The following is a 21,033-nucleotide window of genomic DNA, read 5'->3' on the forward strand; positions in this document are numbered from 1 at the left end:
GATGGATGGAGCGTCGTAGGGTGCGCACCTGTGCGCACGCGGTTCGCGAACATGGCGTAGTGGTGCGGCAGCCGCAAGTCTGCACACGGTGACCGCGTGCGCACAGGTCCTCGGCGGCCCCGCGCCCCCTACGCGTAACCACAAGCGCCCCTACCACCCAAGCGCACAGCTATAATTTCCGGCTTAATACTTCCTCAACTGCCGGAGCCTCCTCGATGATTCGTCCCGCCTTGACGCTTGCCCTGCTCGCCGCCGTCCCCTTGTCGCATGCCGCGCCCGACCTGACCACGGTCTCCGAGCGCTCGGGCTTCGAAAAGACGGGCCGCTTCGACGAAGTGCCCAAGCTGTGTGCCGACTTCCAGAAGGCTTACCCCAAAGAGGTCAAGTGCATCGAGTTCGGCCGCACGCCGGAGGATCGCCCGATGCTGGCGCTGGTCGCCACCCGCACCGGCGCCTTGACCCCGCAGGCCGCACGCAAGAAGGGCCTGCCGGTCACGTTGATCCAGGGCGGCATCCACGCTGGCGAAATCGACGGCAAGGACGCCGGCTTCCTGGCGCTGCGCGAGATGCTGGCGAACCGTGCGGCCAAGGGGGCGCTCGACAAGCAGGTGCTGTTGTTCGTCCCGGTCTTCAACGTCGACGGCCACGAACGCTTCGCCAAATGGAACCGCCCGAACCAGCGCGGCCCGGTCGAGATGGGCTGGCGCACCACGGCGCAGAACTTCAATCTCAACCGCGACTACATGAAGGTCGACGCGCCCGAGATGCAGGCCATGCTGGCGCTGGTGAACGCGTGGGACCCGCTCACCTACGTCGACCTGCACGTCACCGATGGCGCCAAGTTCCAGCACGACGTGTCGATCCAGGTCGAGCCGGTGGTCTCGGGCGACCCCGAACTGCGCAAGGCGGGCCTGGCGCTGCGCACCAACGTCATCGCCGACATCAGCAAGCAAGGCTCGATGCCGCAGTCGTACTACATGTCCTTCACAAAGACCGACGACCCGTCCTCCGGCTTTGCGGACGGCGTCTACGATCCGCGCTATTCGACCGGCTACTTCCAGCTGCGTAACCGCATCGGGGTGCTGGTCGAGACCCACTCGTGGAAGGACTATCCGACCCGCGTGCGCATCACCTACAACACGGTGATCTCCGTGCTCGAACAGGTGGCCGCGCATGGCCAGGAATGGCAGCATCTCGCGTTCCAGGCTGACGGCCGCGCCACCAGGCTGGCCGGTTCGCCGGTGCCGATGTCGTACAAGACCACCGACAAGACGCGGATGGTCGACTTCCAGGGCTATGCCTACACCCGCACCCCGTCCGACGTTTCCGGCATCTTGATGACGCGGTACGACGAAACCAAACCGCAGGTCTGGCACGTGCCGCTGCGCGACGAAGTGGTGCCCGACCTTGAGTTGACTGCGCCGGGCGCCGGCTACATTGTGCCGGCGGCGCAGGCGCGGCTGGTGGCGGCCAAGCTGGACCAGCACGGCATCACCTACCGCGTGCTGAACCAGGCGCAGGGCAGCGCCCCGGTCGAGACCTTCCGCGCCGATAAGGCGGTGTTCTCCGCGACCTCGTTCGAGTCGCATCAGCGGCTAGCAGTGGAAGGCAGCTGGAAGCCGGAGCCGCGGCCGGTCGCGAAGGGTTCGCTGTTCGTGCCGATCGCTCAGGCCAAGGCGCGTCTGGTGATGGCGCTGCTCGAACCGAAGGCGCCGGACTCGCTGCTCGCCTGGGGCTTGTTCAACAATGCGTTCGAGCGCAAGGAATACATGGAAGAATACGTGGCCGAGGAGGTGGCGCGCGAGCAGATGGCCAAAAATCCGGTGCTGGCGGCCGAATTCAAACAGAAGGTCGAGAGCGACCCTGCCTTGGCCAACAATCCCCGCGCGCGCCTCGAGTTTTTCGCGCGCCGCCACGCATCGTGGGACGAGCGCTTGAACCTCTACCCGGTGATGCGCGCCAACGTCGCCCCGTGATCGCTGCTGCTCTCACACGGTTACGGCCAGGATCACGCTGGATGCCTTGAAGATTGCCGTCGCCGGCTGGCCTGGCGCCAGGTCCAGGCTGGCCGCGCCGTCGTTCGTCACCACCGCCGACACGGACAGTCCGCCAGCGAGCGCGATCGTGACCTCACTGTTCACCGAGCCGCGCTGAATCCTGGAGACCGTGCCGGCCAACCGGTTGCGCGCCGAGAAGCTGGCCTTTTCGTCAGCGGTCACCACCACCACGGATGACGGTGGCACGAGCGCCACCACATCGCAGCCGGGAAACATGCCAAGGTGCTCGGCGCTGGCGTGCGTGATCATGGCGACGATCTTCTGACCGCCAGCCGTCTCGAGTTCAATCTCGTCGTTCACCGCGCCTGGATTGATCGACGCGACCTTTCCCGGAAACTGGTTGCGTGCGCTGGTCTTCATGCTCTTTCTCCAATAAAAAGCGGCGGGAGAGCGTCCCCGCCGAAAAATCACATGATGGGAAAACGAGACGCTCAGGCTTTCGACAGCTTGACTTGGGTAAGTTCGCCGCGCCAGTGCCTGGCCACGGGGCCGAATTTTGCGGCACGGCTGGCGTGAAGGCTTAAGATGGGCAGGCAACCGATCCGCTTCCCATGAAACGGCCGCAGCAGGGGCGCGTTTTTCGGGCCGGCAAGGAGTCGATGATGGATGACACTGCACTGCGCGATCCGCTTCCGCTTGTGCTCCTGGTGCTGACCGTGACGACCGGGCTGATCGATGCCGTCAGCGTGCTCGGCCTGGGACGGGTGTTCATCGCTAACATGACCGGCAATGTGGCCTTTCTCGGTTTTGCGATCGGTGGTGCGCCCGGGTTTTCGGTCCCGCGCTGTCTCACCGCGGTCGGCGGGTTCCTGCTTGGCGCCGCCATTGGCGCACGCCTGTGCAAGACATTGGCGAAGGTACCGCGCCGCCGTTGGCTGATGATCATTGGCTGCCTGGAAGCGGCGCTGCTCCTTGCCGCCGCACTGTTCGCCATCGGCTACGACCTGGACAAGTTGGTGCCAGTCACCCAGCTATACGGGCTGATCCTGACCACCTCGCTGGCGATGGGCGTGCGAAACGCGACCACGCGCCAGCTCGCCGTCCCCGACCTGACCACCACGGTGCTGGCCCAGACGCTGACCGGTTTGGCCGCGGACTCGTTCCTTGCGGGCAAGGACAATCCGCGCTGGACACGCCGTGCAGCAGCCGTGGTGTGTATGTTCCTGGGCGCCACTCTGGGAGCAGCGCTGATTTATGCCATCGGGCTGGCGGTGCCGCTCGCGCTGGCCGGTGTGCTGGTGCTCGCTGCCATGTTCGCTTACGCGCTGCATCCGGCCTCGATGGCCGCAGGTCGCCAGGCGCGCTGACCAAAGAGCGTTCCGCGCTTCATTGGCTGTCTTGCACCACGCGATTGTTCAGCGCTTGTACTGGACGGGCATCCATTTTGTAGAGCTTTCTGAACGCGTTAAGCTGGGACGCGGAAAGTTCATTCGGTGTTTTCAGCACAAGCCACCGCACTTCCTCCTTGCAGGGCGGAGTGGTCAAGGAACCGACGTAGGTGTAGTAGGCTCGGTTCGCAGGCAGCAAACCGGCAGGCTCGACGGCGTGCAAATTTTTCGATTCCCCTTCCTTGGGCGGCAGGTTATCGAATATCGGTTTTAAAGCCTGATTCTCCTTGCCCTCATTGAAGAGGACAGCGATTACAGCCAGTTGGCCTTTCGCATTTTGGTGCACGAGATGCGCGACCATCGCGTAATTTTTGCCGTCGATCTTTTCTTCGCTGGGCGTATGGAAATGGAATTGCACGAGCCTGTATTCGACGCCGTCAATCGTTGCCACGCTTCCCTTCGGCAGATTGATCTGGATGGTGTGGCCGTTATTGACCACTTCGCCCGGTTCCGTCTTGTACGCGAACCTGATCGGCACCAGTGCTGCATGCTCAACCCGCTGCGTATCGATGTTGATAGGCGACTGGTGCGTGCCTAGCTTGCAGGCGCTGAAACTCTTGTCCAGCTCGGCCCAATGCGTCGCGCCAGTGGGGCCTTGGTAGGTCCAGTGCGCATGGTCCTGCGCAAGTACCAGCGGCCCACAAACAAGTGCAACGCACGAGGTCGCAATCCGAAAACGCCTTCCCATGACCTGCCCTCTCCCCCTGCTCGCCGCAACGTTTTGGGAGGAGGGTCTGCCGGGACGAGCGTGCGGTCAATTGGGCGATGGTCTCACGTTGGACGCGAGGCGTCGGAAAGGAATTGCTAGCCGCCCGTCGCCGGCGGCGAGGTGAGCCGAATGGTGGTCACAGCGCCGCCGGGGCCGGTGATCAGTTGGTACAGGCGATCGAATTCGCTGTCGGCGATTTCGTCACCCGGGTTGCCGCCGAACAGGCGCACCAATTCAGGCAGCGTGTTCGAGTGGCCCACCACGAGCACGGCGCCATTGAGCGATTTCACTTTCTCGACCAGGGCCTTGGGCGCTTTGGGATCATAGGTTTGCACTTCCAGGCTGCTCCGTTGCGCCAGCGGCTGCGCGGTCTGCTGGGTGCGCGTGGTCGGGGTGCTGAAAATATGCGCGATCCCGGCATTCTGCAAGATGGTGGCGATATTCTGCGCACGCACTTGTCCCTGGGCGGTCAGCTCCGGGTCTTTGCCAATGGTCGCTTTCTCGCCATGGCGAACAAGATAAATGGCGGTCGGCTCGGCCAGTGCGGCGCACGGCGCCAGCAGTGTCAGCGCCAGCGAAGCGGCGCCCAGGAATCGCGAATAAAAATGCATGATGGTTAACAATTTGTTGAACAAGAAGGTTTTTCCACGCACGCATCATGGCCTTCATTTGCTTGTTCTGCAAGTTTTCCTCAAGAGCAGCCGGGACCGGCGGCTGATTTCTAAAGGTCAAGGTGGCGACAGAAAAGACAGTCTGGCGCTAATTTGCGCTTGAGGCCGCTTGCCCGTACGGCGACGGGCGGCCGGTTGGGTTTGTGTCTTCTCTGTTGGAGGAATTCTTCATGAAAAACAAGAAACGCATTCTGGCCGGCACCGTGCTGCTGGCCGCGAGCGCCTTTTCGCGTGCGGATCCGGTCACCTGGCAGTTCGAGTACTCGGGGTTGAACGGGCACACGTCCAGTTATCTCGACCAAGACACTTATTACTACACGGCCACACTCACGGGCCTTATCCAAGGTGAGGATCGTAACCACGACGGCGTGATCGACAAATCGGAACTGGTTTCGCTGAAAATCGGAAATGATGGTTTCAGCGGCAATTTCGCGAGTTGCGATACCGGGTGGGGCAGTTCCGAGCATTACTGCACCCTGGATCGCTTCATGTTTGCTCCCAATGCATCCTCGGGTCCCGCGCTGGAAATTACTGGGAAATGGAGTGAAACCGACGAGATGCACCTCGTGTGGAACAGGATGGAAATCGTGACTGGCGAGCGCTACGAGTACTCGATCTACAAAAATCGCAGCGTCGGCTATGCCTGGAATGACCAGACCACGCTGCGTATTACGCAGGTATCGCCGGTACCCGAACCGGCGGGTGGCCTGATGCTGGCCGCCGGCCTGGTGGCCGCCGCAGCTTTGCGGCGGCTGCGCCGCTCATGATTGCCACCGTTGCAGGAGGGCGTACTGTCCTTGTTTGCGTGCACGGCGATCAAGTCGACCTGTGCCATTGAGGACAAAACGATGAGCGAGGAGATTATCTTGCTGCTTGAGGCACGTTTCCAGCCGCCGGCGGGTGGGCAGTGATTTTCACGCGTGGTTGGCTGCATGTGGTGAGCGGTATGGTTCCGATTGAGGTTGTCTCGCACACAATTGGTTCGAATTGCCGCTCCTTTATCCCATACCTTGCTAGATCAGCGGCACGGCGGGCAGGGCGATCGGCGGGAACCGCTTCGCATTTGACGTAGTAGTCGGAAAGGGTGCAGAACTCGACCACCTCCTTTTGCACCGAGCCATCTGGGATTTGCGTGAAGATGGCCATCGTTCCGTCAAATTCGCTGTCCGCCGTGCAGCGATAGACGGGAAGGTTTCCAATCGACGCTTTGTTGGGCTGGATCCATCCCTTTTTGCCGTCATTGAGTTCGCAGTTGTCGACGCTCAGGGCTTGGGCCTTCGCCGCAATCGTCTTGATCCGTTTTTCTTCGGCCTTGGTCGGCTCCGCGTTCGCCGTCAGCGTCACCACAAGCGATGCAATAGCGATGAATAGGCGCTTCATGGTCTGTTCCCAAAATGTGAGTGAAGCAGATGTTGCCACCGATGCCATGCCGCTCGTTGATGAGCGCCTAGCTGATCGGGAACATTGCCTCTACTTAAGGTTTTGGTTGATTGACCAACCTGCTGGAAGGCACTAAAGCGGCCAGCTGCTCCGCGTAGCCGCCGTTTGCTCTATTTCTCGTCCCATCTAGCGTAAGTATCGTGACTAACGCCAACGTCGATAAGGAACAGGTAAGGCCGTTGCTCGCCGGGCCAGCATCCATCGGTGCACTTGAGTCGGAACGTCATAGCGTATTTCTTCGGGATGCGTAACTCTGCCGACTGGCTGTAGCCTGGCTCAAACATCCGCTTGTACAGCCGCTTCTTGCCTTCCGGCGTAAGGTCGAACCACTCGCTGCCGTCCTTAGCCCACGGCTCCCAACCGCCAGCCTTGAACTGGTTCTGAAGGTCTTCCAGAATGGCCACTGCCTGGTCGAAGGGCAGCTTATCCAGCATCGGCGAGGTGGCAACAGTCTCGACCTTGTTGTCCATGTAGCCTAACATCGCGAACTTCGTGGGCGGCAGTGTGAACCCGTGTTGTGGATCATTAAAATGGAGAATAACCGCCGGTTCCGTGACGAATGTTTCCCCCGACTGGATGGGGTCGTCATGGGCGGGAGCGTTTGACCGAGCCATGACCGGGTAGGTGGAGTCCTTGACTACCTCTTGGAAGGTCTGTCCAATCCTGAACGACAGGACGGTCGTGGCCGCTGGGGCAGGCGGGCGCGAATTTAGCCAAGCGGCCAACCCGAGAACGGTCACAGCGACCGCAAGCGCAGGCACGAGACCGCGGCGCTTCACTCTACACCCCCTCCTGTGGAAATCTTGCGCAGCGATTCTTCGACGTAGGGGCGCTCCCTGCTGCTGCGTAACAACTCATCGAACCTTGCGGCTGCCCGTTTGACGAACTTCATCCGCTCGTCGACCACCCAGAGCTTCGCGTTCCACAGGCTGGGGAAAAAAGAGGTCCAGTTGTCTTTCGCTTTGCACTGCGCCGAGAGGGTGAGCTGAATCTCTAGGAAGACCCCGGATGGGAAACCTATCGCCCACGCGAACTGATTCTTGGCGAGCGCCTCTTGCATGTGCGGGTCGTTGTACATGATCGTTTGCAGGACGTTGACCTGCTCATGCCAAGCGAGGGTCTCAACGCTCTTCGGCAAATTTCCTTGTTCGATCCACTCGAAGCCTGCGCGGACTTCCCTGAAGGGGAACCCAAACTTCAGGTATTTCTTGGCCCTCCATTCGACCTTCTCGGCGATGGCTTGCCTCTTGGCTAGGTAGGTATCAAACTCCTTCGGGCCACGCTCCATGTAGAAGCGGTGAAGCGGGTAGATGTCAAGAAAGAGGTGCATGTTCCCGAACCCCAGGCGCTCGTACATGTAGTCCGCGCCATTTCTGATCGTCGTCGGGAGCGCGCTAATGGTAGCTGCTTCCGTGTTGCTGCCCGCCCAGTTCAGGACAAACTTGAGTTCGTCCTTGTTCTTCTCTGCTAACTGGTTCGCATGGAGCAGACCACACCCGACCTGTTTGGATGCGAACGCCGCCAATCCGGCCCACTGGAAACGGTTGTCGGCGAGCCACAGCTTCGCGTAGGCGGCGTTTATGCGCTTATTCCGCTCTTTGTCGTCCTTGATAAACTCGCCGTTCACCTTGATTATGTCCTCGGCCTCCTTCTGAAAGGTCAGCCACAGATGTTCGGCGGTCAGTTGGTAACTGGCGATGCCCCTTTCCAATGTCGCAGCCGGTCCGACGTAGTGGTGCAGACGGCACTCCGCGATTGGCTTGAGGTTCTGACCAACCGCGATGCCCTGGTACTTGTGTTTGGGGAAATACGGATTGGGCTTGCCGGGGACGTAGGTATTGGACATGGCACGTTCCTCGTAGACTTAGGACAGCCGCAGCCCGGCTCAGGAATGCGGCTAGCGCTTAGGTCGGATCAGGCGGAGGCGTTCGCGCCAATGACGTGCCACTTGATGAAAGACGCGCGCTCTGCGACCGTAAGCGGCCGGGTCGCGCCATTCTGGTCGGTCGTTCCCTCGATAACCGTGCCCCTGAGTTGAAGCTGGTATTGGCGATGCTTGAGGGGTTCCTGTGTGTCGGGGTCTAGCAGTATGAGCGGGACGCCATCCGGGTGGTGTGTCCCGCCACTCTCGGACGTGTTTAGCTTCGCCGCTGTCTCGGCAGTAGCACTCGCTTGTTCGGCGTGCCAGTCAACGTCGATGGTCTGACATGAGAAGCCCTGATTGGCGATCAGGCGGGGTGGCGGGTGGCACTGGCAGATGCACAGGTCATCACTTAGCGCCACCTCTCTGCCGTTAAAGGTATCGGAGAGGCGCGGCCCGTCCAGTTCGATGACGCCGATCGAGTTGCACTGCGGGCACCGCACCTTGTCACCCGCATAAGCGACTAATGCGTCATTGATGTACCTGCAGGAGTCGGCAGCAGAAATGACCTCGCCGCCAGCCGAGGTCTTCGCGCCGACCGTGATGTGGAATCTCTCTATCATGGCGTCCCTGTCGTTGTTAGATTTGCCGCTTGGAACTTCAATCTAACTAGGGATGAGGCCGGTAGTCTTGAGGAAAATTAAGAACGAGTACGCGCCGTTGGCACGTTAGAAGAGACAGTCCGCAGGATAGATCGGACTGGTCGGCGCCGCAGTGCTGCGGCGCCTGCGCCACACTTGACTACAGCCGCTGCAGCGAAACCGTGTTGGTCACTGGCGTCGAGCACGGCTCCTCGTCGAACGCGATGTCGCCGTTGGGATTGGCCACGCCATCTACCTTGAGATCGGCAAACCCGAACAGCTCGCGGTCCATCAGGTGCGACGGCACCACGGTGGTCAGCGACGAAAAGATATTCTCGACACGCCCAGGGAATTTCTTTTCCCACTCGCGGATCATGGCCTTGATCTGCTTGCGCTGCAGGTTTTCCTGGGAGCCGCACAGATCGCACGGAATGATCGGGAACTGCTTGACCTCGGCGTAGCGCTCGGTGTCCTCTTCCTTCACGTACGCCAGCGGGCGGATCACCATGTGCTTGCCGTCGTCCGACACCAGCTTGGCCGGCATGCCCTTGAGCTTGCCGCCGAAGAACATGTTGAGGAAGAAGGTCTCGAGGATATCGTCGCGGTGGTGGCCCAGCGCGATCTTGTTGCAGCCAAGTTCGTCGGCGACGCGGTACAGGATGCCGCGGCGCAGGCGCGAGCACAGCGAGCAGGTGGTCTTGCCTTCCGGGATCAGGCGCTTGACGATGCTGTAGGTGTCCTGGTTTTCGATGTGGAACGGTACGCCCAGTTCGGTCAGGTAGGCCGGCAGCACATGTTCCGGGAAGTTCGGCTGCTTCTGGTCGAGGTTGACGGCGACGATGTCGAAGTGGATCGGCGCGCGCTCGCGCAGCGTCAGCAAAATGTCGAGCAGGGCGTAGCTGTCCTTGCCGCCCGACAGGCAGACCATCACCTTGTCGCCGTCTTCGATCATGTTGAAGTCGCCGATCGCCTGGCCCACCAGGCGGCACAAGCGCTTGTGCAGCTTGTTGTTTTCGCGCTCGATCTTTTCCAGCCTCTGCGCGGACCCAGCTTGCGCGCTTTCGGCCACGATGGCCGTCACAGCTTCACTCATTCTTCATCCTTGATGTGGAATACCTCAACGCCGACGCCTTCGCAGTCGGGATACACGTCCGGCTTCATGGTCGACACGCGCACGGCGCGCACGCGCGGGTGCAGCAGCATCTGGCGCGCGACGTCGTCGCACAGCGTCTCCTGCAGCTGCACGTGGCCCAGCGCCATGCGGCGGGCGATGGTATCGCGCATGAAGTCGTAGTCGACCACTTCGGACAGCTGGTCGGCCTTGGGCGTCGATTGTCCCAGCGGGATGTACAGGTCGACGTTGATCAGCACTCGCTGTTCGCCCTTCTTTTCGAAGTCGTGCACGCCGATGTTGATCATGACTTCGTAATTGCGCAAAAAGAGACGGCGGCAGTCGCGCAGGCTCGGGTGGGTCAGGGCGGACAACATAGTTACCTTTATAGCTTCCGGTGTTATTGGGTTATTGGGTGAGGAACATCACGTCGCGCGACAGCGGCATCAGGTGCTGGCCGCCATCGACCACCAGCGTGGTGCCGGTCAGCGCGCGCGCCGCGGCGGCATAGACCACCGCGTCCGCGATATCCTGCGGTGTCGAGGAGCGGCCCAGCGGCGTCTTGCGGTGCGCCTCTACGAAGCCTTCCTCGCTCTGGTCGCCCGACACCATCGTGATGCCGGGGGCGACCCCGACCACGCGCACGGTCGGCGCCAGCGCCTGCGCCAGCATCGTCGTGGCCGTGTGCAGCGCGGCTTTCGAGAGCGTGTACGACAGAAAATCCGGGTTGAGATTGTACAGTTTCTGGTCCAGCAGGTTGATGACAACAGATTGGCTGCCGGCCGGCGTTGCCGCGTGCAGCGCCTGCGCCAGCAGGATCGGCGCGGCCACGTTGGCCTGCATGTGCGATTCCAGCAGCTTGGGTTCGAATGCGGTCGCGCTGTCGTATTCGAACAGCGAGGCATTGTTGACCACGCAGCTGACCGCGCCCAGTTCCCCGGCCGCGCGCGCGGGCAGGGCGCGTACCGCGGCTTCGTCCGCCAGGTCGGCCTGCAGCAGCGCGGCGCGCCGGCCCAGCGCTTTGACTTCGTCGGCCAGCGCGCAGGCATCGAGCTCCGAGCTGCGGTAATGCACGGCCACGTCCCACCCGGCCCTGGCCAGGCCGAGCGCGATCGCGCGGCCAATGCGCCGTCCCGCGCCCGTCACGAGCGCGACCTGTTGCCTGGGTGTCGTTGAAGTCGTCGTCATTTTGTTGTTCAAGGCTGATTGGCTACAATGCCGGAATGTCCCTACCCGCACCAGATAGCGACGCGCTGGCCGCGTCCCACGCCCTGCAGCAGCACATTGCCGCCGACATCGCACAGCATGGCGGCGCCATTGCCTTTTCGCGTTTCATGGAGCTGGCGCTGTACACGCCGCGCCTCGGTTACTACAGCGGCGGCGCGGCCAAGCTGGGCGCCGAGGGCGATTTCACCACCGCGCCCGAAATCAGCCCGCTGTTCGGCGCGGCGCTGGCGCGCGCGGCAGCCGATATTATCGCCCAAAGCTCGCCCAACATCATCGAATTTGGCGCCGGCACCGGCAAACTGGCGCGCGACGTGCTCTCCAGCCTGGCTGAGATGGGCATCAAGGTGGACAGCTACACGATCATCGACCTGTCCGGCGAGCTGCGCGCGCGCCAGCAGGAAATGCTGAAGGACTTCCCGATGGTCGCCTGGGCCGAGTCGCTGCCCGCGACCTTCAGCGGCGTGGTGCTGGCCAACGAGGTGCTCGACGCGATGCCGGTCGAGCTGGTCGTCAAGACTGCTTCCGGCTGGCAGCGCCAGATGGTCACCATCGACAACGGGGAGTTCGCCTTCACCCAGGAAGCGCTCGATCCGGTGCTGGCGGCGCAGGTGCAACGCCAGATTCCGGGTGCCGACCAGTTGCAGGAAGGATATGTGACCGAAATCCATCCGGTCGCCGCCGGCTTCATGGCCTCGCTCGCTGCGATGTACAAGGATGGCAAGGGCGCGGCGATCCTCATCGATTACGGTTTTCCCGCGCACGAGTATTATTTTGAACAGCGCATCGGTGGCACCCTGATGTGCCACTACCGCCACCACGCCCACCCGGAGCCGTTCTTCCTGCCCGGGCTGCAGGACGTCACCGCCCACGTCGATTTCACCGCGATGGCGCTGGCGGCGCAGGACGCGGGCCTGGACGTGCTGGCCTACATGCCGCAAGCGGCGTTCCTGCTCGCCTGCGGCATCGGCGAGCTCCTGACCCGGACCGACCCCGCCGACGCGCTGCGCTACCTGCCGCAGGCCCGGGCCGTGCAAAAGCTGCTGTCGCCGGCCGAGATGGGCGAGCTGTTCAAGGTGTTGGTGGTTGGCAAGGGCGTGGAGCTCGATCCGGCAATCGTGCGGGCCGATCGCAGTTATCGATTGTAGAATTAACAATATCTTGCGCGCAGGATACAAACCCGGCTATGCTGTACCGGCGCAACGCTAGCGCGGCAAACCGGATCGGCTATCATAAACTGATGGATGAGGGGCGCACGAACCGGGCGTGTGCGCACGACAACAGACCATGGCCAAGATCCACACCCACTATGACAACCTGAAGGTCGCCCGCGGGGCGCCGCAGGAGGTCATTCGTGCGGCGTATAAGGCCCTCAGCCAGAAATACCATCCCGACAAGAACCCCGGCGACGAGAAGGCCGCGCGCATCATGGCCATCGTCAACACCGCCTACAACACCCTGTCCGACCCGGTGCGCCGCAAGGAGCACGACGAGTGGATCGCGGCCGAGGAATGGGAAGTCGAGTGGCTCGAGAGCACCAAGGCCGAGGATGGCCGCGAGCGCACGCGCGGCGACGCGGGCTGGGAAGCGCCGCCGCCCCCGCCGCGTCCCCGCTACCGGCCCTTGCGCGACCCCAAATGGTGGCTTGGCATGACCGGCTGCTTCGTCGGCGGAGCCGCCGCGGCGGTGTTTTTTCTGGTCGAGCCGCCCAAGGTGCTGCCGCAAGCCCTGGCCTTGAGCCGCAGCCCGCAGCCGGCCGCTGCGGCCCGCCCGGACGAACTGGGGGCGGACACGGCGGCCGACGGCTGGGCCCGTCCGGCCGGGCAGGACAAGCCCCCCGCGCCCGAGATCAAGGCGCTGGCGGTGACCCAGCTCATCGTGCCGGCGCGCGCGCCCGACTGCGAAACCGACCTGACCGCGCTCGCTTCGCCAAACGGGGAGCCGTGGCCGGTGCAGTCCGGCTACCTGGCCGGCTACCCGGTCGGCAACCTCGGCGACGAAATGCAGGTTACGGTCGATAACGGCGCCAACAGTTCCCCGATCTTCGTCAAGATCTACGACCTGGACCGCCGCGCGAACGTGCGCCACGCCTTTGTCGAGGCGCGTGGCACGCTGACCATCGACAAGCTTGCCGCCGGCAAGTACGAAGTGCGTTATCAAAACATCATTGTCGCTGCCGGTCGCGGCGAATGCGTCAACGGCCATCGCGCGAGCTTGCGCCCGGCCGCATCTGGCCAATCCGGCGCCTGACGGGGGCGGCGCCCCGGCGCTGCCTGCCCAAACGCGAATCCGGCCTTTCCTGTCGTTTCCTCGCTTGTTTCTGCGCAATACCTACGCCGATTTAATTAATTCATTTCTCTGCCGTAATATACTGCTCAAATATCGCGCGCCTATGCAGCCGCAGGAACACGCCTCATGAAGGCCAACGGAAAGACCTGGAAATGAACGAACTGGACGGCCTGAGCGCCCTCATCATCGAGCCGCATGCCGGGATGCGGGCGAGCCTGCACAACATGCTCAGCCTGTGCGGCCTGACCAAGATCCAGGACGCGCCCAGCGCCAACCAGGCCGTCAAGCAGCTGAGCATGAAGCAGTTCGACATCGTGCTGTGCGAGTACGACCTCGAAGGCGGCCAGGACGGCCAGCAACTGCTCGAAGACCTGCGCCACCACAAGCTGATCTCGCTGTCGACCATGTTCTTCATGGTCACCGGCGAGGGCGAGTACAGCAAGGTGGTCAGCGCCGCCGAACTGGCGCCTTCCGACTACATCCTCAAGCCGTTCACGGCCGACCGCCTGCTCGAGCGCGTGGCCCGTGCCCTGTACCGCCGCAACGTGTTCCTGCCGGTGTACCAGCTGATGGAGGAGGGCAACCAGCGCGAAGCGATCGAGGCCTGCCTGGACGGCGAGCGCGAGCACCCGCGCTTCGCAATCGACTTCATGCGCCTGCGCGCCGAACTGCACATGTTCCTCGGCGAGCCGGAACAGGCCGAACCCATCTACCGCCGCCTGCTCGACGCCAGGGCGATCGCGTGGGCGCGCCTGGGGCTGGCCAAGACCCTGGTGGTGCGCGCGCAATATGAAGAGGCGCGCGAGATCCTCGAAAACCTGGTCGAGACCAACCGCAACTTCGTCGACGCCTACGACTGGCTGGCGCGCACCCACGCCGCGCTTGGCGATCTGGATCGGGCGCAGCGCTCGCTCATGGATGGGGTCACGGTGTCGCCGCACGCGGTGCGGCGCCTGCGCAAGCTGGGCGAAACCGCGCTCGAGGCGGGCGACACCGACATGGCCGAGAAGATGTTCAAGCAGGTCGTCACCAAGGCCAGGCATTCGGAATTTCGCGATCCGGAGGACCATGTGCGGCTGGTCCAGACCCTGGTCAGGCAAGGCGATCCGGTGCAGGCCGCAGCCGTGATCCGCGACCTCGACCGCTCGATGGGCGGGCAGAAGAACACCCCGGTGTGCAGCGCAATCGCGTCCAGCCTGGTGCATGAGTACACCGGCGACGAGACCCGCCTGAACGAGGCGCTGCAGGCCGCGTTGGCCGGCTGCCGCGATGCGCCCGACCTGGCCGCGCCGCTCAAGCTCGAACTGGCGCGGGCCTGCCTCTCCAACAACATGGAGGAGGGCGCCTCCGAGGTGGTGCGCGACGTGATGCGCAACGCCACCAACAACGCCGCCGTGGCCAGGGCGATGGCGGTGCTGGAGCAGGCTGGCCGCCCGGAACTGGCGCGCCAGCTGGCGCAGGAAAGCCGCCAGCAGGTGATCGACCTGGTGGCGAACGGCGCCGCCAAGGCCAAGGAGGGCGACTACGCCGGCGCGGTGGCAATGATGCTTGAAGCGGTGGACAAGCTGCCGGAAAATCCGCAGGTCGCGTTCAACGCCGCACTGGCGGTGCTCAAGAGCCTGGACAACGTCGGCTGGGACGACCGGCTCGGGCAGCAGGCGCAGATCCTGATCGGCAGCGTACGCCAGCTCGATCCGGTCAATGCCAAGCTGCCGGCGCTGGCCGGGCTGCACCAGCAGATACTGAAAAAATACGATAAAGGCCCGCGGGCCAGGAGAGCCGGGTAAGCCATGATTGACATCTCCTCCTCGTCGCTCGAGGCCGGCGCGCGCCAGGTGCGCGCGGCGCTGATGCAAAAGGTATGCGGCGACGAGGACATGTTCGCGCTCGGCAGCTCGGTGGCGCGCGTGGTGCAGATGGCCTCCTCGGACGACCACGGCACCGACGATCTGGCGTATTACGTGCTGTCGGACGTCGCGCTGACCCAGCGCATCCTGCGCCTGGCCAACACCGTCCAGTACCGCGCGGCCGCCGGCACCGCGGTCACCACCATCTCGCGTGCCATTTCGCTGCTGGGCTTTGACAACGTCAAGACCACGGCGCTGGCGATGCTGCTGGTCGACGCGCTCTCCAACAATGTGCACGCCGCCAGCGTTCGGGTCGAGCTCGAAGCGGCGCTGTGCGCCAGCCTGGTCGGGCGCGAGATGGCGCGCCACAGCTTTTATCAGGGCGCGGAAGAAGCCTCGATCGCGGCCCTGTTCAAGAACTTGGCGCCGCTGCTGGTGGCCTCGCACGAGTACGAACGCTACCGCGAAATCGCCGCGCTCGCGGCGAGCGGCAAGCACACCGTGGCCCAGGCCTCGCACCTGATCATCGGCTGCAGCTACGACGCGCTGTCGGGGACGGTGCTCGCCGAATGGAAGATCCCGGACGTGATCGTGCGTGCCCAGGCGCCGCTGCCGCCCGGCCAGCTGAAGGCCGCTGCCAACCGCGGTGAATGGATGCGCCAGGTGGCATCGTTCAGCCTCGACGTGGCGCGCCTGCTCGGCAAGACCGCCAGCCCGGCCGGCGAGCCCGAGGCCGCCGCCATGCTGGCGCGCTACGGCGCCGCCCTCAACCTCGACGCGCGGCAGCTGGACGAACTGTTCGACAGCGTCCAGCAGGGCATGCACAGCCTGTTGGAGAGCATGAACATGGAGCCGGTCGCGCGGCCGGCCGAGCCGGAAGGTGACGGCCTGCCCAACGTGCTGCTGCAGGCGACGCTGCACGCCGGCGACGCGGAACGCGGGCTTCATCCGAGCGGCAAGCCGAAGAACGCGCGCGAGCTGCTGCTGGCCGGGGTGCAGGATGTCACCCAAATGCGCGCATCGGGGCAGGGCAAGGTCAACGAAATAATCCTGGCCGTGCTCGAAACGCTCTACCGCAGCATGGGATTTCGCTTCGCGACGGTGTGCCTGAAGGACGCGCGCCTCGGCCAGTACCGCGCGCGCAGTTCGTTAGGCGCGGACGAGGCGCGCATCCAGGCCGGCTTCGCCTTCCCCGCCGCGACCAGCCGCAACATCTTCCACCTGGCGATGGAGAACGACGCCGACCTGATGATCGAGGACGCGACCAGCACCAAGATCCGCGACCTGCTGCCGGCGTGGCACAAGCAGTTGCTGCCGGACGCGAAGAGCTTCATCGTGCTGCCGCTGGTGGTCGGCAAGGCGCAGCTCGGCCTGTTCTATGCCGACCGCGCCTGCCCTGCGCCGGAAGGCGTGCCGCCGGACGAAACCTCGCTGATCAAGGCGCTCAAGGGACAGGTGCTGGCGGCGCTGGCGCCGACGTGAACGTGACGTCGTAGGGTGCGCACCTGTGCGCACGCGGTTCGCGAGAGCAGCGTAGTGAAGCAGCAGCCGCAAGCCGGCATACGGTGACCGCGTGCGCACAGGTGCGCACCCTACATTCCCGGCACCTGCGCCCGCTCCCGGATAAAGTCGCGGAATTGCGCCTCCGGCATCGGCCGCGCGAACAAAAAGCCCTGCGCTTCGTCGCCGCGCTTCTCGCGCAAGAAGCCCCATTGGGCATGGGTCTCCACCCCTTCGGCCACCACCGCCAGCCCGAGCGAGTGGGCCAGGCTGATGGTGGCGGCGACGATGTTGGCGTCGTTCGGATTGGTCTCGATGTCCTTCACAAAACCGCGGTCGATCTTGATCCGGTCGATCGCGAACAGCTTGAGATAGGCGAGCGACGAGTAGCCGGTGCCGAAGTCGTCGATCGCGAGCCGGAACCCGCGTGCCCGCAACTGGCGCAGCAGCAGGCGCGTGCTTTCCGGATCGCGCATCGCCGCCGTTTCGGTGATCTCCAGTTCCAGCCGCGACGGGTCGATCCGGTGCTGCTGCAGCAGCTGGTCCAGGCGCCCCAGCAGTGCGCCGCCCGAGAACTGGCGCGCCGACAGGTTCACCGCCAGCCGCAGCGCGCCCAGCCCTTCGTCCTGCCACTCGGCCAGCAGCTGCATCGTGCGCGCCAGCACCCAGTCGCCCAGCGGTAGGATCAGCCCGGATTCCTCGGCCACCGGAATGAACCGCTGCGGCTCGACGCTGCCCAGTTCCTCGTCGTACCAGCGCAGCAGCACCTCGGCGCCGATCACGCGCCCGGTGGCCAGCTGCACCTGGGCCTGCAGGTGCAGGTCGAAGCCGTTGTTTTCGAGCGCGGTCCACATGCGGTTTTCGAGCAGCAGGTGCTCGTGGGTGGCGGCGTTCATCGCCGGCGAGAAGAACTGGAAGTTGCCGCGTCCCTCGCGCTTGGCCGAGTACATCGCGGTGTCGGCGTGGCGCAGCAGGGTGGCGGCGTCCTGGCCGTCGGCCGGGAACAGCGCCACTCCGACCGAGGCGCCGCTGTGGACCGTCATGTCGTCGAACTGGTAGGGCTCGGTCAGCGCCTGCACCACGCGCACCGCGATCGCGGTCACGCTGTCGGGCGTGAGCGGGCCGCCCAGCACGATCACGAACTCGTCGCCGCCGAGCCGGCCGAGGGTGTCGACGTCGCGCAGCAGGTCCTGCATCCGGTGCGCCGCGCTGACCAGGAGCCGGTCGCCGGCCGCGTGCCCGTACGAGTCGTTGATCTTCTTGAAGTGGTCCAGGTCGATGAACAGCACCGCCACCGGTTCGCCGGTGCGGCGCGCGTGCGCCAGCTGCAGCTCGAGCCGCTCGTTGAGCGCGAACCGGTTTTCCAGGCCGGTCAGCGTGTCGTGGTGCGCCAGCTTGTAGATGCGCTCCTGCGAGCGTCGCTGCTCGGTCAGGTCGCGCAGGATGCAGACGAAGATGTGTTCGGGGCCCAGCTGCACGCGCGAGACCGCGATCGACAGCGGGAACACGTCGCCGCGCGCGTTGATGCCTTTGAGCTCGCGTTCTTCGGGCTGCGCGTGTGCCAGCCGTGACAGCAGCCGCGGCGCCTCCTCGGCGCCCGGCGCCGGCACCAGCGCCACGAAGGGCAGGCCCGGCAGGTGCGTGGCCGGGTAGCCGAACAACGCTTCGGTGGCGGCGTTGGCCGAGATGACGACGCCGGTGGCATCGACGGTGAAGATCGCATCGGCGGCGTTGTTCAGGATCGCCTGCAGGCGTGCCTCGCGGTCGCGCAGGCGCGCGGTGCGCTCGCCGACCAGCGCTTCGATGCGGGCGCGTTCGCCGCTCATGAGCAGCAGCAGCGCGCCCAACAGGCCGGTGAGCAGCAGGCCGCCGGTGAGCACGCTCCAGCTGGCCCAGCCGTGCGGGTTCGCGAGGAAAGCCGCGGACGGCGCCATGCGCAGCAGGTAGCGGCGGTCGGCGAACGCCAGCCGGACGTCGTGCTGGCCCCTCGGCTCCGCGCTCCAGGCGGTGCTCGTGACCGGCAGCACCCGGGCCGGTTCGGTGACGTCGTCCAGCGAATAGTCGAATTCGGTCAGGCCGGCGCGTGCGGCTGCCCGCCGCACCAGGTGGTCGGCGTCGATCGCGACGATGATCGCGCCGGCGGGCAGCTCGCCGAGCGGGCCGACACCGCGAAACAGCACCATGCCGGGTTGCCCGGTCGTGACCAGGCGCAGCGGCCGCGTCGCCGCCGGCCGGCCGGTGCGCACCATCTTGGTAATCGCGTTCCTGCGCCCGGACTCGCCATAGAAATCGAGCCCGTGCAACAGCGGATTGTTGACGGACGTGGTGTACAGCAGGGGCAGGTAGCGCGCGCGGGCCGCCGCGCGCACGATTTTCCCGTCAGGGGTCACATCCCGGATTTCGTAGCCGGGGTCGACATGGGTCCGTGCCCACGCCTCGAACGCGGCGCGGTCGTCGTCTTCCACCCGTACCGCCCAGTCGATTCCCTGGATGTCGGTGCGGTCGTCGATGTAGTCGCTGGCGATGCGCTGCAGCTTTTGTTCGGTGAGCGTCTGCCCGGTGTCGCCCAGGGTGCGGGCGACCGTGTCGACGAAGCGCTGGTGTTCGGAAAATTCGGCCTGCATCAGGTCGGCCGCCTGCTGCGCCTGCAGGCGGAACTTGCCCAGCTGCTGGTCGGTTTCCCAGTGCACCGCCTGCTGGTAGGTGAGCACCACCGCGGCCGCGGCCAGCAGCAGCGGCGCCGCCACGATGCGCGCGCGGTACCGCCACAGCGGCCGTGGCGGCGCGCAGACAATCCAGGTCAGGGGCGCGGCCAGCAGCACCCCGAGGGTGTCGCCGGCCCACCAGCTCAGCCATGTGGAGGTCCGCATCTCAGGCTCGATCATCCCCAGCCAATACAGGGGCGGCACCGCCACGACGGCGCTGATCAGGCAGATGATAGGTGCCAGCAGCAGGAAGCGGCCGACGTCGCGGGGGGAATCGAGTGCCGGACGGACGAACCGGCGGAACAGTGCCGCGCCCAGCCAGGCCTGCAGCGTCTCCCCGATCATGGCGATGATGCTAAACAGGAGCGTGGCCTGCCGCGGTACCGACGGATCGAGCGAGCCCATGTACAGGTACAGCAGGAGCCCTCCCAGCGCAATGCCCGGCATCACGGCCGAGCCCGCCACTACCGCCAGCGCCAGTCCGACGCCGGCCGCCGGAAACAGCGGCGAGGCATAGCCGGGGGGCAGGTCCAGCGCGCGGCTCATTTGGACCGTGCCCACATAGACAGCGATGATGGCGAGGTTGGCCAACACCAGCTGCGGCCACCGCCATCGCGGATACTCAGGAGTCATTCTGTGCCTTGTGCAGACATCGCATTAGACACCGGAAACCGGTTTGACGCCGCGCAGATCGTGTCACGCGATCCGCTTGCAAACAGCCCTTGCACTCTTGCAGTTCGTGCGGTTACAATCACGCCCCGAAGCGACGCAGCTGTTTTGAGTTGGATCAGAAGCAGCGAAAATAGTTGACATCAACTAGAGCGTGCTTCATACTCTGCGGTTCCTCGCGGAGGGGTGGCCGAGTGGTTAAAGGCGACAGACTGTAAATCTGTTCTCTATGAGTACGCTGGTTCGAATCCAGCCCCCTCCACCAATAATTGCAGATTGTTGTAGCGGTGAAGATGTACCTCGCGGGTGTAGCTCAATGGTAGAGCTGAAGCCTTCCAAGCTTACGACGAGGGTTCGATTCCCTTCACCCGCTCCAGTGAACTGCAGTGCATAGAAGTGCATCGCAACAAAAAGCCCTTGTAGCTCAGTGGTAGAGCACTCCCTTGGTAAGGGAGAGGCCACGTGTTCAATCCACGTCAAGGGCACCAGAATTTATTGTCGTCGGCAGCAACTGAGCCGGCTGTCAGGTGTGCCTGGTAATTTTCAAAAATCGTTAGGATCGTTAGGAGTCTAAAATGGCAAAGGAAAAATTCGAACGGACCAAGCCGCACGTGAACGTCGGCACCATCGGTCACGTTGACCACGGCAAAACCACCCTGACGGCTGCAATCGCAACCGTTCTGTCGAAGAAGTTCGGCGGCGAAGCAAAAGCCTACGACCAGATCGACGCGGCTCCGGAAGAGAAGGCGCGCGGCATCACCATCAACACCGCGCACGTCGAGTACGAAACCGAAAACCGCCACTACGCGCACGTTGACTGCCCGGGCCACGCCGACTACATCAAGAACATGATCACCGGCGCAGCGCAGATGGACGGCGCGATCCTGGTTTGCTCGGCAGCTGACGGCCCGATGCCGCAGA

General features: G+C 64.1%; 19 protein-coding genes and 3 tRNA genes. 11 read left to right on the top strand and 11 right to left on the bottom strand.

Annotation, left to right across the window (positions count from 1 at the left end; genetic code table 11):
• The first annotated feature begins 215 nt into the window (after positions 1-215).
• Positions 216-1,976, top strand: a complete 1,761-nt coding sequence (locus E4O92_RS17440; RefSeq protein WP_135190933.1) for a M14 family metallopeptidase — start codon at positions 216-218, stop codon at positions 1,974-1,976.
• Between the two features lie 12 nt (positions 1,977-1,988).
• On the opposite strand, the gene E4O92_RS17445 is transcribed toward E4O92_RS17440, so the two are convergent.
• Entirely contained in the window at positions 1,989-2,417 is a 429-nt protein-coding gene (locus E4O92_RS17445; RefSeq protein ID WP_135190934.1) for a TOBE domain-containing protein, read from the bottom strand.
• Between the two features lie 242 nt (positions 2,418-2,659).
• Here E4O92_RS17445 and E4O92_RS17450 point away from each other — a divergent pair, with 242 nt between their 5' ends.
• Positions 2,660-3,364: a YoaK family protein gene (locus E4O92_RS17450; RefSeq protein WP_206076897.1), complete on the top strand. Its 705-nt coding sequence runs from the start codon at positions 2,660-2,662 to the stop codon at positions 3,362-3,364.
• A gap of 19 nt (positions 3,365-3,383) precedes the next feature.
• Here the strand turns inward: E4O92_RS17450 and E4O92_RS17455 are convergent, their stop codons facing one another.
• A complete protein-coding gene (locus E4O92_RS17455) occupies positions 3,384-4,133 on the bottom strand; it encodes a carbonic anhydrase (protein ID WP_135190936.1) in 750 nt (249 codons plus the stop codon).
• A gap of 116 nt (positions 4,134-4,249) precedes the next feature.
• Positions 4,250-4,765 (bottom strand): phosphoglycerate mutase family protein, encoded by a 516-nt coding sequence (locus E4O92_RS17460; protein ID WP_135190949.1) that lies wholly within the window; start codon positions 4,763-4,765, stop codon positions 4,250-4,252.
• Between the two features lie 230 nt (positions 4,766-4,995).
• Here E4O92_RS17460 and E4O92_RS17465 point away from each other — a divergent pair, with 230 nt between their 5' ends.
• Entirely contained in the window at positions 4,996-5,592 is a 597-nt protein-coding gene (locus E4O92_RS17465) for a PEP-CTERM sorting domain-containing protein (protein ID WP_135190937.1), read from the top strand.
• Positions 5,593-5,686: 94 nt separating this feature from the next.
• Here E4O92_RS17465 and E4O92_RS17470 read toward each other — a convergent pair whose 3' ends face one another.
• The 7 genes from E4O92_RS17470 to E4O92_RS17500 all read right to left on the bottom strand — a co-directional run bounded on the left by E4O92_RS17470 (position 5,687) and on the right by E4O92_RS17500 (position 11,066).
• Positions 5,687-6,253 carry a hypothetical protein gene (locus E4O92_RS17470; RefSeq protein ID WP_167759819.1) on the bottom strand — a complete coding sequence of 189 codons (567 nt, stop codon included), beginning with the start codon at positions 6,251-6,253 and terminating at the stop codon, positions 5,687-5,689.
• 122 nt (positions 6,254-6,375) lie between these two features.
• Positions 6,376-7,044: a hypothetical protein gene (locus tag E4O92_RS17475; protein ID WP_135190939.1), complete on the bottom strand. Its 669-nt coding sequence runs from the start codon at positions 7,042-7,044 to the stop codon at positions 6,376-6,378.
• A complete protein-coding gene (locus E4O92_RS25055) occupies positions 7,041-8,111 on the bottom strand; it encodes a DUF2515 family protein (RefSeq protein ID WP_206076898.1) in 1,071 nt (356 codons plus the stop codon). The genes E4O92_RS17475 and E4O92_RS25055 overlap by 4 nt, the downstream gene beginning before the upstream one ends.
• Before the next feature lie 68 nt (positions 8,112-8,179).
• Positions 8,180-8,749, bottom strand: a complete 570-nt coding sequence (locus tag E4O92_RS17485; protein ID WP_135190940.1) for a PAAR domain-containing protein — start codon at positions 8,747-8,749, stop codon at positions 8,180-8,182.
• A 178-nt stretch (positions 8,750-8,927) separates the two neighbouring features.
• A complete protein-coding gene (ttcA, locus tag E4O92_RS17490) occupies positions 8,928-9,860 on the bottom strand; it encodes a tRNA 2-thiocytidine(32) synthetase TtcA (protein WP_135190941.1) in 933 nt (310 codons plus the stop codon).
• Positions 9,857-10,255 carry a dihydroneopterin aldolase gene (locus E4O92_RS17495; RefSeq protein WP_135190942.1) on the bottom strand — a complete coding sequence of 133 codons (399 nt, stop codon included), beginning with the start codon at positions 10,253-10,255 and terminating at the stop codon, positions 9,857-9,859. The genes ttcA and E4O92_RS17495 overlap by 4 nt, the downstream gene beginning before the upstream one ends.
• A 31-nt stretch (positions 10,256-10,286) precedes the next feature.
• Positions 10,287-11,066: an SDR family oxidoreductase gene (locus E4O92_RS17500; protein WP_135190943.1), complete on the bottom strand. Its 780-nt coding sequence runs from the start codon at positions 11,064-11,066 to the stop codon at positions 10,287-10,289.
• A gap of 35 nt (positions 11,067-11,101) precedes the next feature.
• Between E4O92_RS17500 and E4O92_RS17505 the strand changes: the two genes are divergently transcribed.
• The 4 genes from E4O92_RS17505 (at position 11,102) to E4O92_RS17520 (ending at position 16,720) form a co-directional block, all read left to right on the top strand.
• Positions 11,102-12,250, top strand: a complete 1,149-nt coding sequence (locus tag E4O92_RS17505) for a class I SAM-dependent methyltransferase (protein ID WP_135190944.1) — start codon at positions 11,102-11,104, stop codon at positions 12,248-12,250.
• A 139-nt stretch (positions 12,251-12,389) separates the two neighbouring features.
• Positions 12,390-13,352, top strand: a complete 963-nt coding sequence (locus E4O92_RS17510) for a J domain-containing protein (protein ID WP_135190945.1) — start codon at positions 12,390-12,392, stop codon at positions 13,350-13,352.
• A gap of 191 nt (positions 13,353-13,543) precedes the next feature.
• Complete coding sequence (locus E4O92_RS17515; protein ID WP_135190946.1) at positions 13,544-15,178, top strand: tetratricopeptide repeat-containing response regulator; 1,635 nt, start codon at positions 13,544-13,546, stop codon at positions 15,176-15,178.
• Between the two features lie 3 nt (positions 15,179-15,181).
• Positions 15,182-16,720 carry an HDOD domain-containing protein gene (locus tag E4O92_RS17520; RefSeq protein WP_135190947.1) on the top strand — a complete coding sequence of 513 codons (1,539 nt, stop codon included), beginning with the start codon at positions 15,182-15,184 and terminating at the stop codon, positions 16,718-16,720.
• Positions 16,721-16,830: 110 nt separating this feature from the next.
• Here the strand turns inward: E4O92_RS17520 and E4O92_RS17525 are convergent, their stop codons facing one another.
• Positions 16,831-20,037, bottom strand: a complete 3,207-nt coding sequence (locus tag E4O92_RS17525; protein ID WP_229483467.1) for an EAL domain-containing protein — start codon at positions 20,035-20,037, stop codon at positions 16,831-16,833.
• 255 nt (positions 20,038-20,292) lie between these two features.
• Between E4O92_RS17525 and E4O92_RS17530 the strand changes: the two genes are divergently transcribed.
• The 4 genes from E4O92_RS17530 to E4O92_RS17545 form a co-directional block, all read left to right on the top strand.
• Positions 20,293-20,377: transfer RNA gene (locus E4O92_RS17530), tRNA-Tyr, on the top strand.
• A 37-nt stretch (positions 20,378-20,414) separates the two neighbouring features.
• Positions 20,415-20,488, top strand: a tRNA-Gly gene (locus E4O92_RS17535).
• A 37-nt stretch (positions 20,489-20,525) separates the two neighbouring features.
• Positions 20,526-20,600: transfer RNA gene (locus E4O92_RS17540), tRNA-Thr, on the top strand.
• An 87-nt stretch (positions 20,601-20,687) separates the two neighbouring features.
• Positions 20,688-21,033, top strand: a 346-nt coding sequence (locus E4O92_RS17545; RefSeq protein ID WP_229483465.1) for a GTP-binding protein, incomplete at its 3' end; no start/stop codon positions are given.

This window comes from Massilia horti (genome assembly GCF_004614195.1).
GTDB classification, from domain to species: domain Bacteria; phylum Pseudomonadota; class Gammaproteobacteria; order Burkholderiales; family Burkholderiaceae_D; genus Telluria; species Telluria horti.

Bases quoted from the DNA above. Each gene is read 5' to 3' on its own strand.
- E4O92_RS17470 (WP_167759819.1), bottom strand. From the start codon at position 6,253: ATGGCATCGGTGGCAACATCTGCTTCACTCACATTTTGGGAACAGACC.
- E4O92_RS17520 (WP_135190947.1), top strand. From the start codon at position 15,182: ATGATTGACATCTCCTCCTCGTCGCTCGAGGCCGGCGCGCGCCAGGTG.
- E4O92_RS17495 (WP_135190942.1), bottom strand. From the start codon at position 10,255: ATGTTGTCCGCCCTGACCCACCCGAGCCTGCGCGACTGCCGCCGTCTC.
- E4O92_RS17450 (WP_206076897.1), top strand. From the start codon at position 2,660: ATGGATGACACTGCACTGCGCGATCCGCTTCCGCTTGTGCTCCTGGTG.
- ttcA (WP_135190941.1), bottom strand. From the start codon at position 9,860: ATGAGTGAAGCTGTGACGGCCATCGTGGCCGAAAGCGCGCAAGCTGGG.
- E4O92_RS17510 (WP_135190945.1), top strand. From the start codon at position 12,390: ATGGCCAAGATCCACACCCACTATGACAACCTGAAGGTCGCCCGCGGG.
- E4O92_RS17500 (WP_135190943.1), bottom strand. From the start codon at position 11,066: ATGACGACGACTTCAACGACACCCAGGCAACAGGTCGCGCTCGTGACG.
- E4O92_RS17440 (WP_135190933.1), top strand. From the start codon at position 216: ATGATTCGTCCCGCCTTGACGCTTGCCCTGCTCGCCGCCGTCCCCTTG.
- E4O92_RS17455 (WP_135190936.1), bottom strand. From the start codon at position 4,133: ATGGGAAGGCGTTTTCGGATTGCGACCTCGTGCGTTGCACTTGTTTGT.
- E4O92_RS17485 (WP_135190940.1), bottom strand. From the start codon at position 8,749: ATGATAGAGAGATTCCACATCACGGTCGGCGCGAAGACCTCGGCTGGC.
- E4O92_RS17445 (WP_135190934.1), bottom strand. From the start codon at position 2,417: ATGAAGACCAGCGCACGCAACCAGTTTCCGGGAAAGGTCGCGTCGATC.
- E4O92_RS25055 (WP_206076898.1), bottom strand. From the start codon at position 8,111: ATGTCCAATACCTACGTCCCCGGCAAGCCCAATCCGTATTTCCCCAAA.
- E4O92_RS17505 (WP_135190944.1), top strand. From the start codon at position 11,102: ATGTCCCTACCCGCACCAGATAGCGACGCGCTGGCCGCGTCCCACGCC.
- E4O92_RS17465 (WP_135190937.1), top strand. From the start codon at position 4,996: ATGAAAAACAAGAAACGCATTCTGGCCGGCACCGTGCTGCTGGCCGCG.
- E4O92_RS17460 (WP_135190949.1), bottom strand. From the start codon at position 4,765: ATGCATTTTTATTCGCGATTCCTGGGCGCCGCTTCGCTGGCGCTGACA.
- E4O92_RS17515 (WP_135190946.1), top strand. From the start codon at position 13,544: ATGAACGAACTGGACGGCCTGAGCGCCCTCATCATCGAGCCGCATGCC.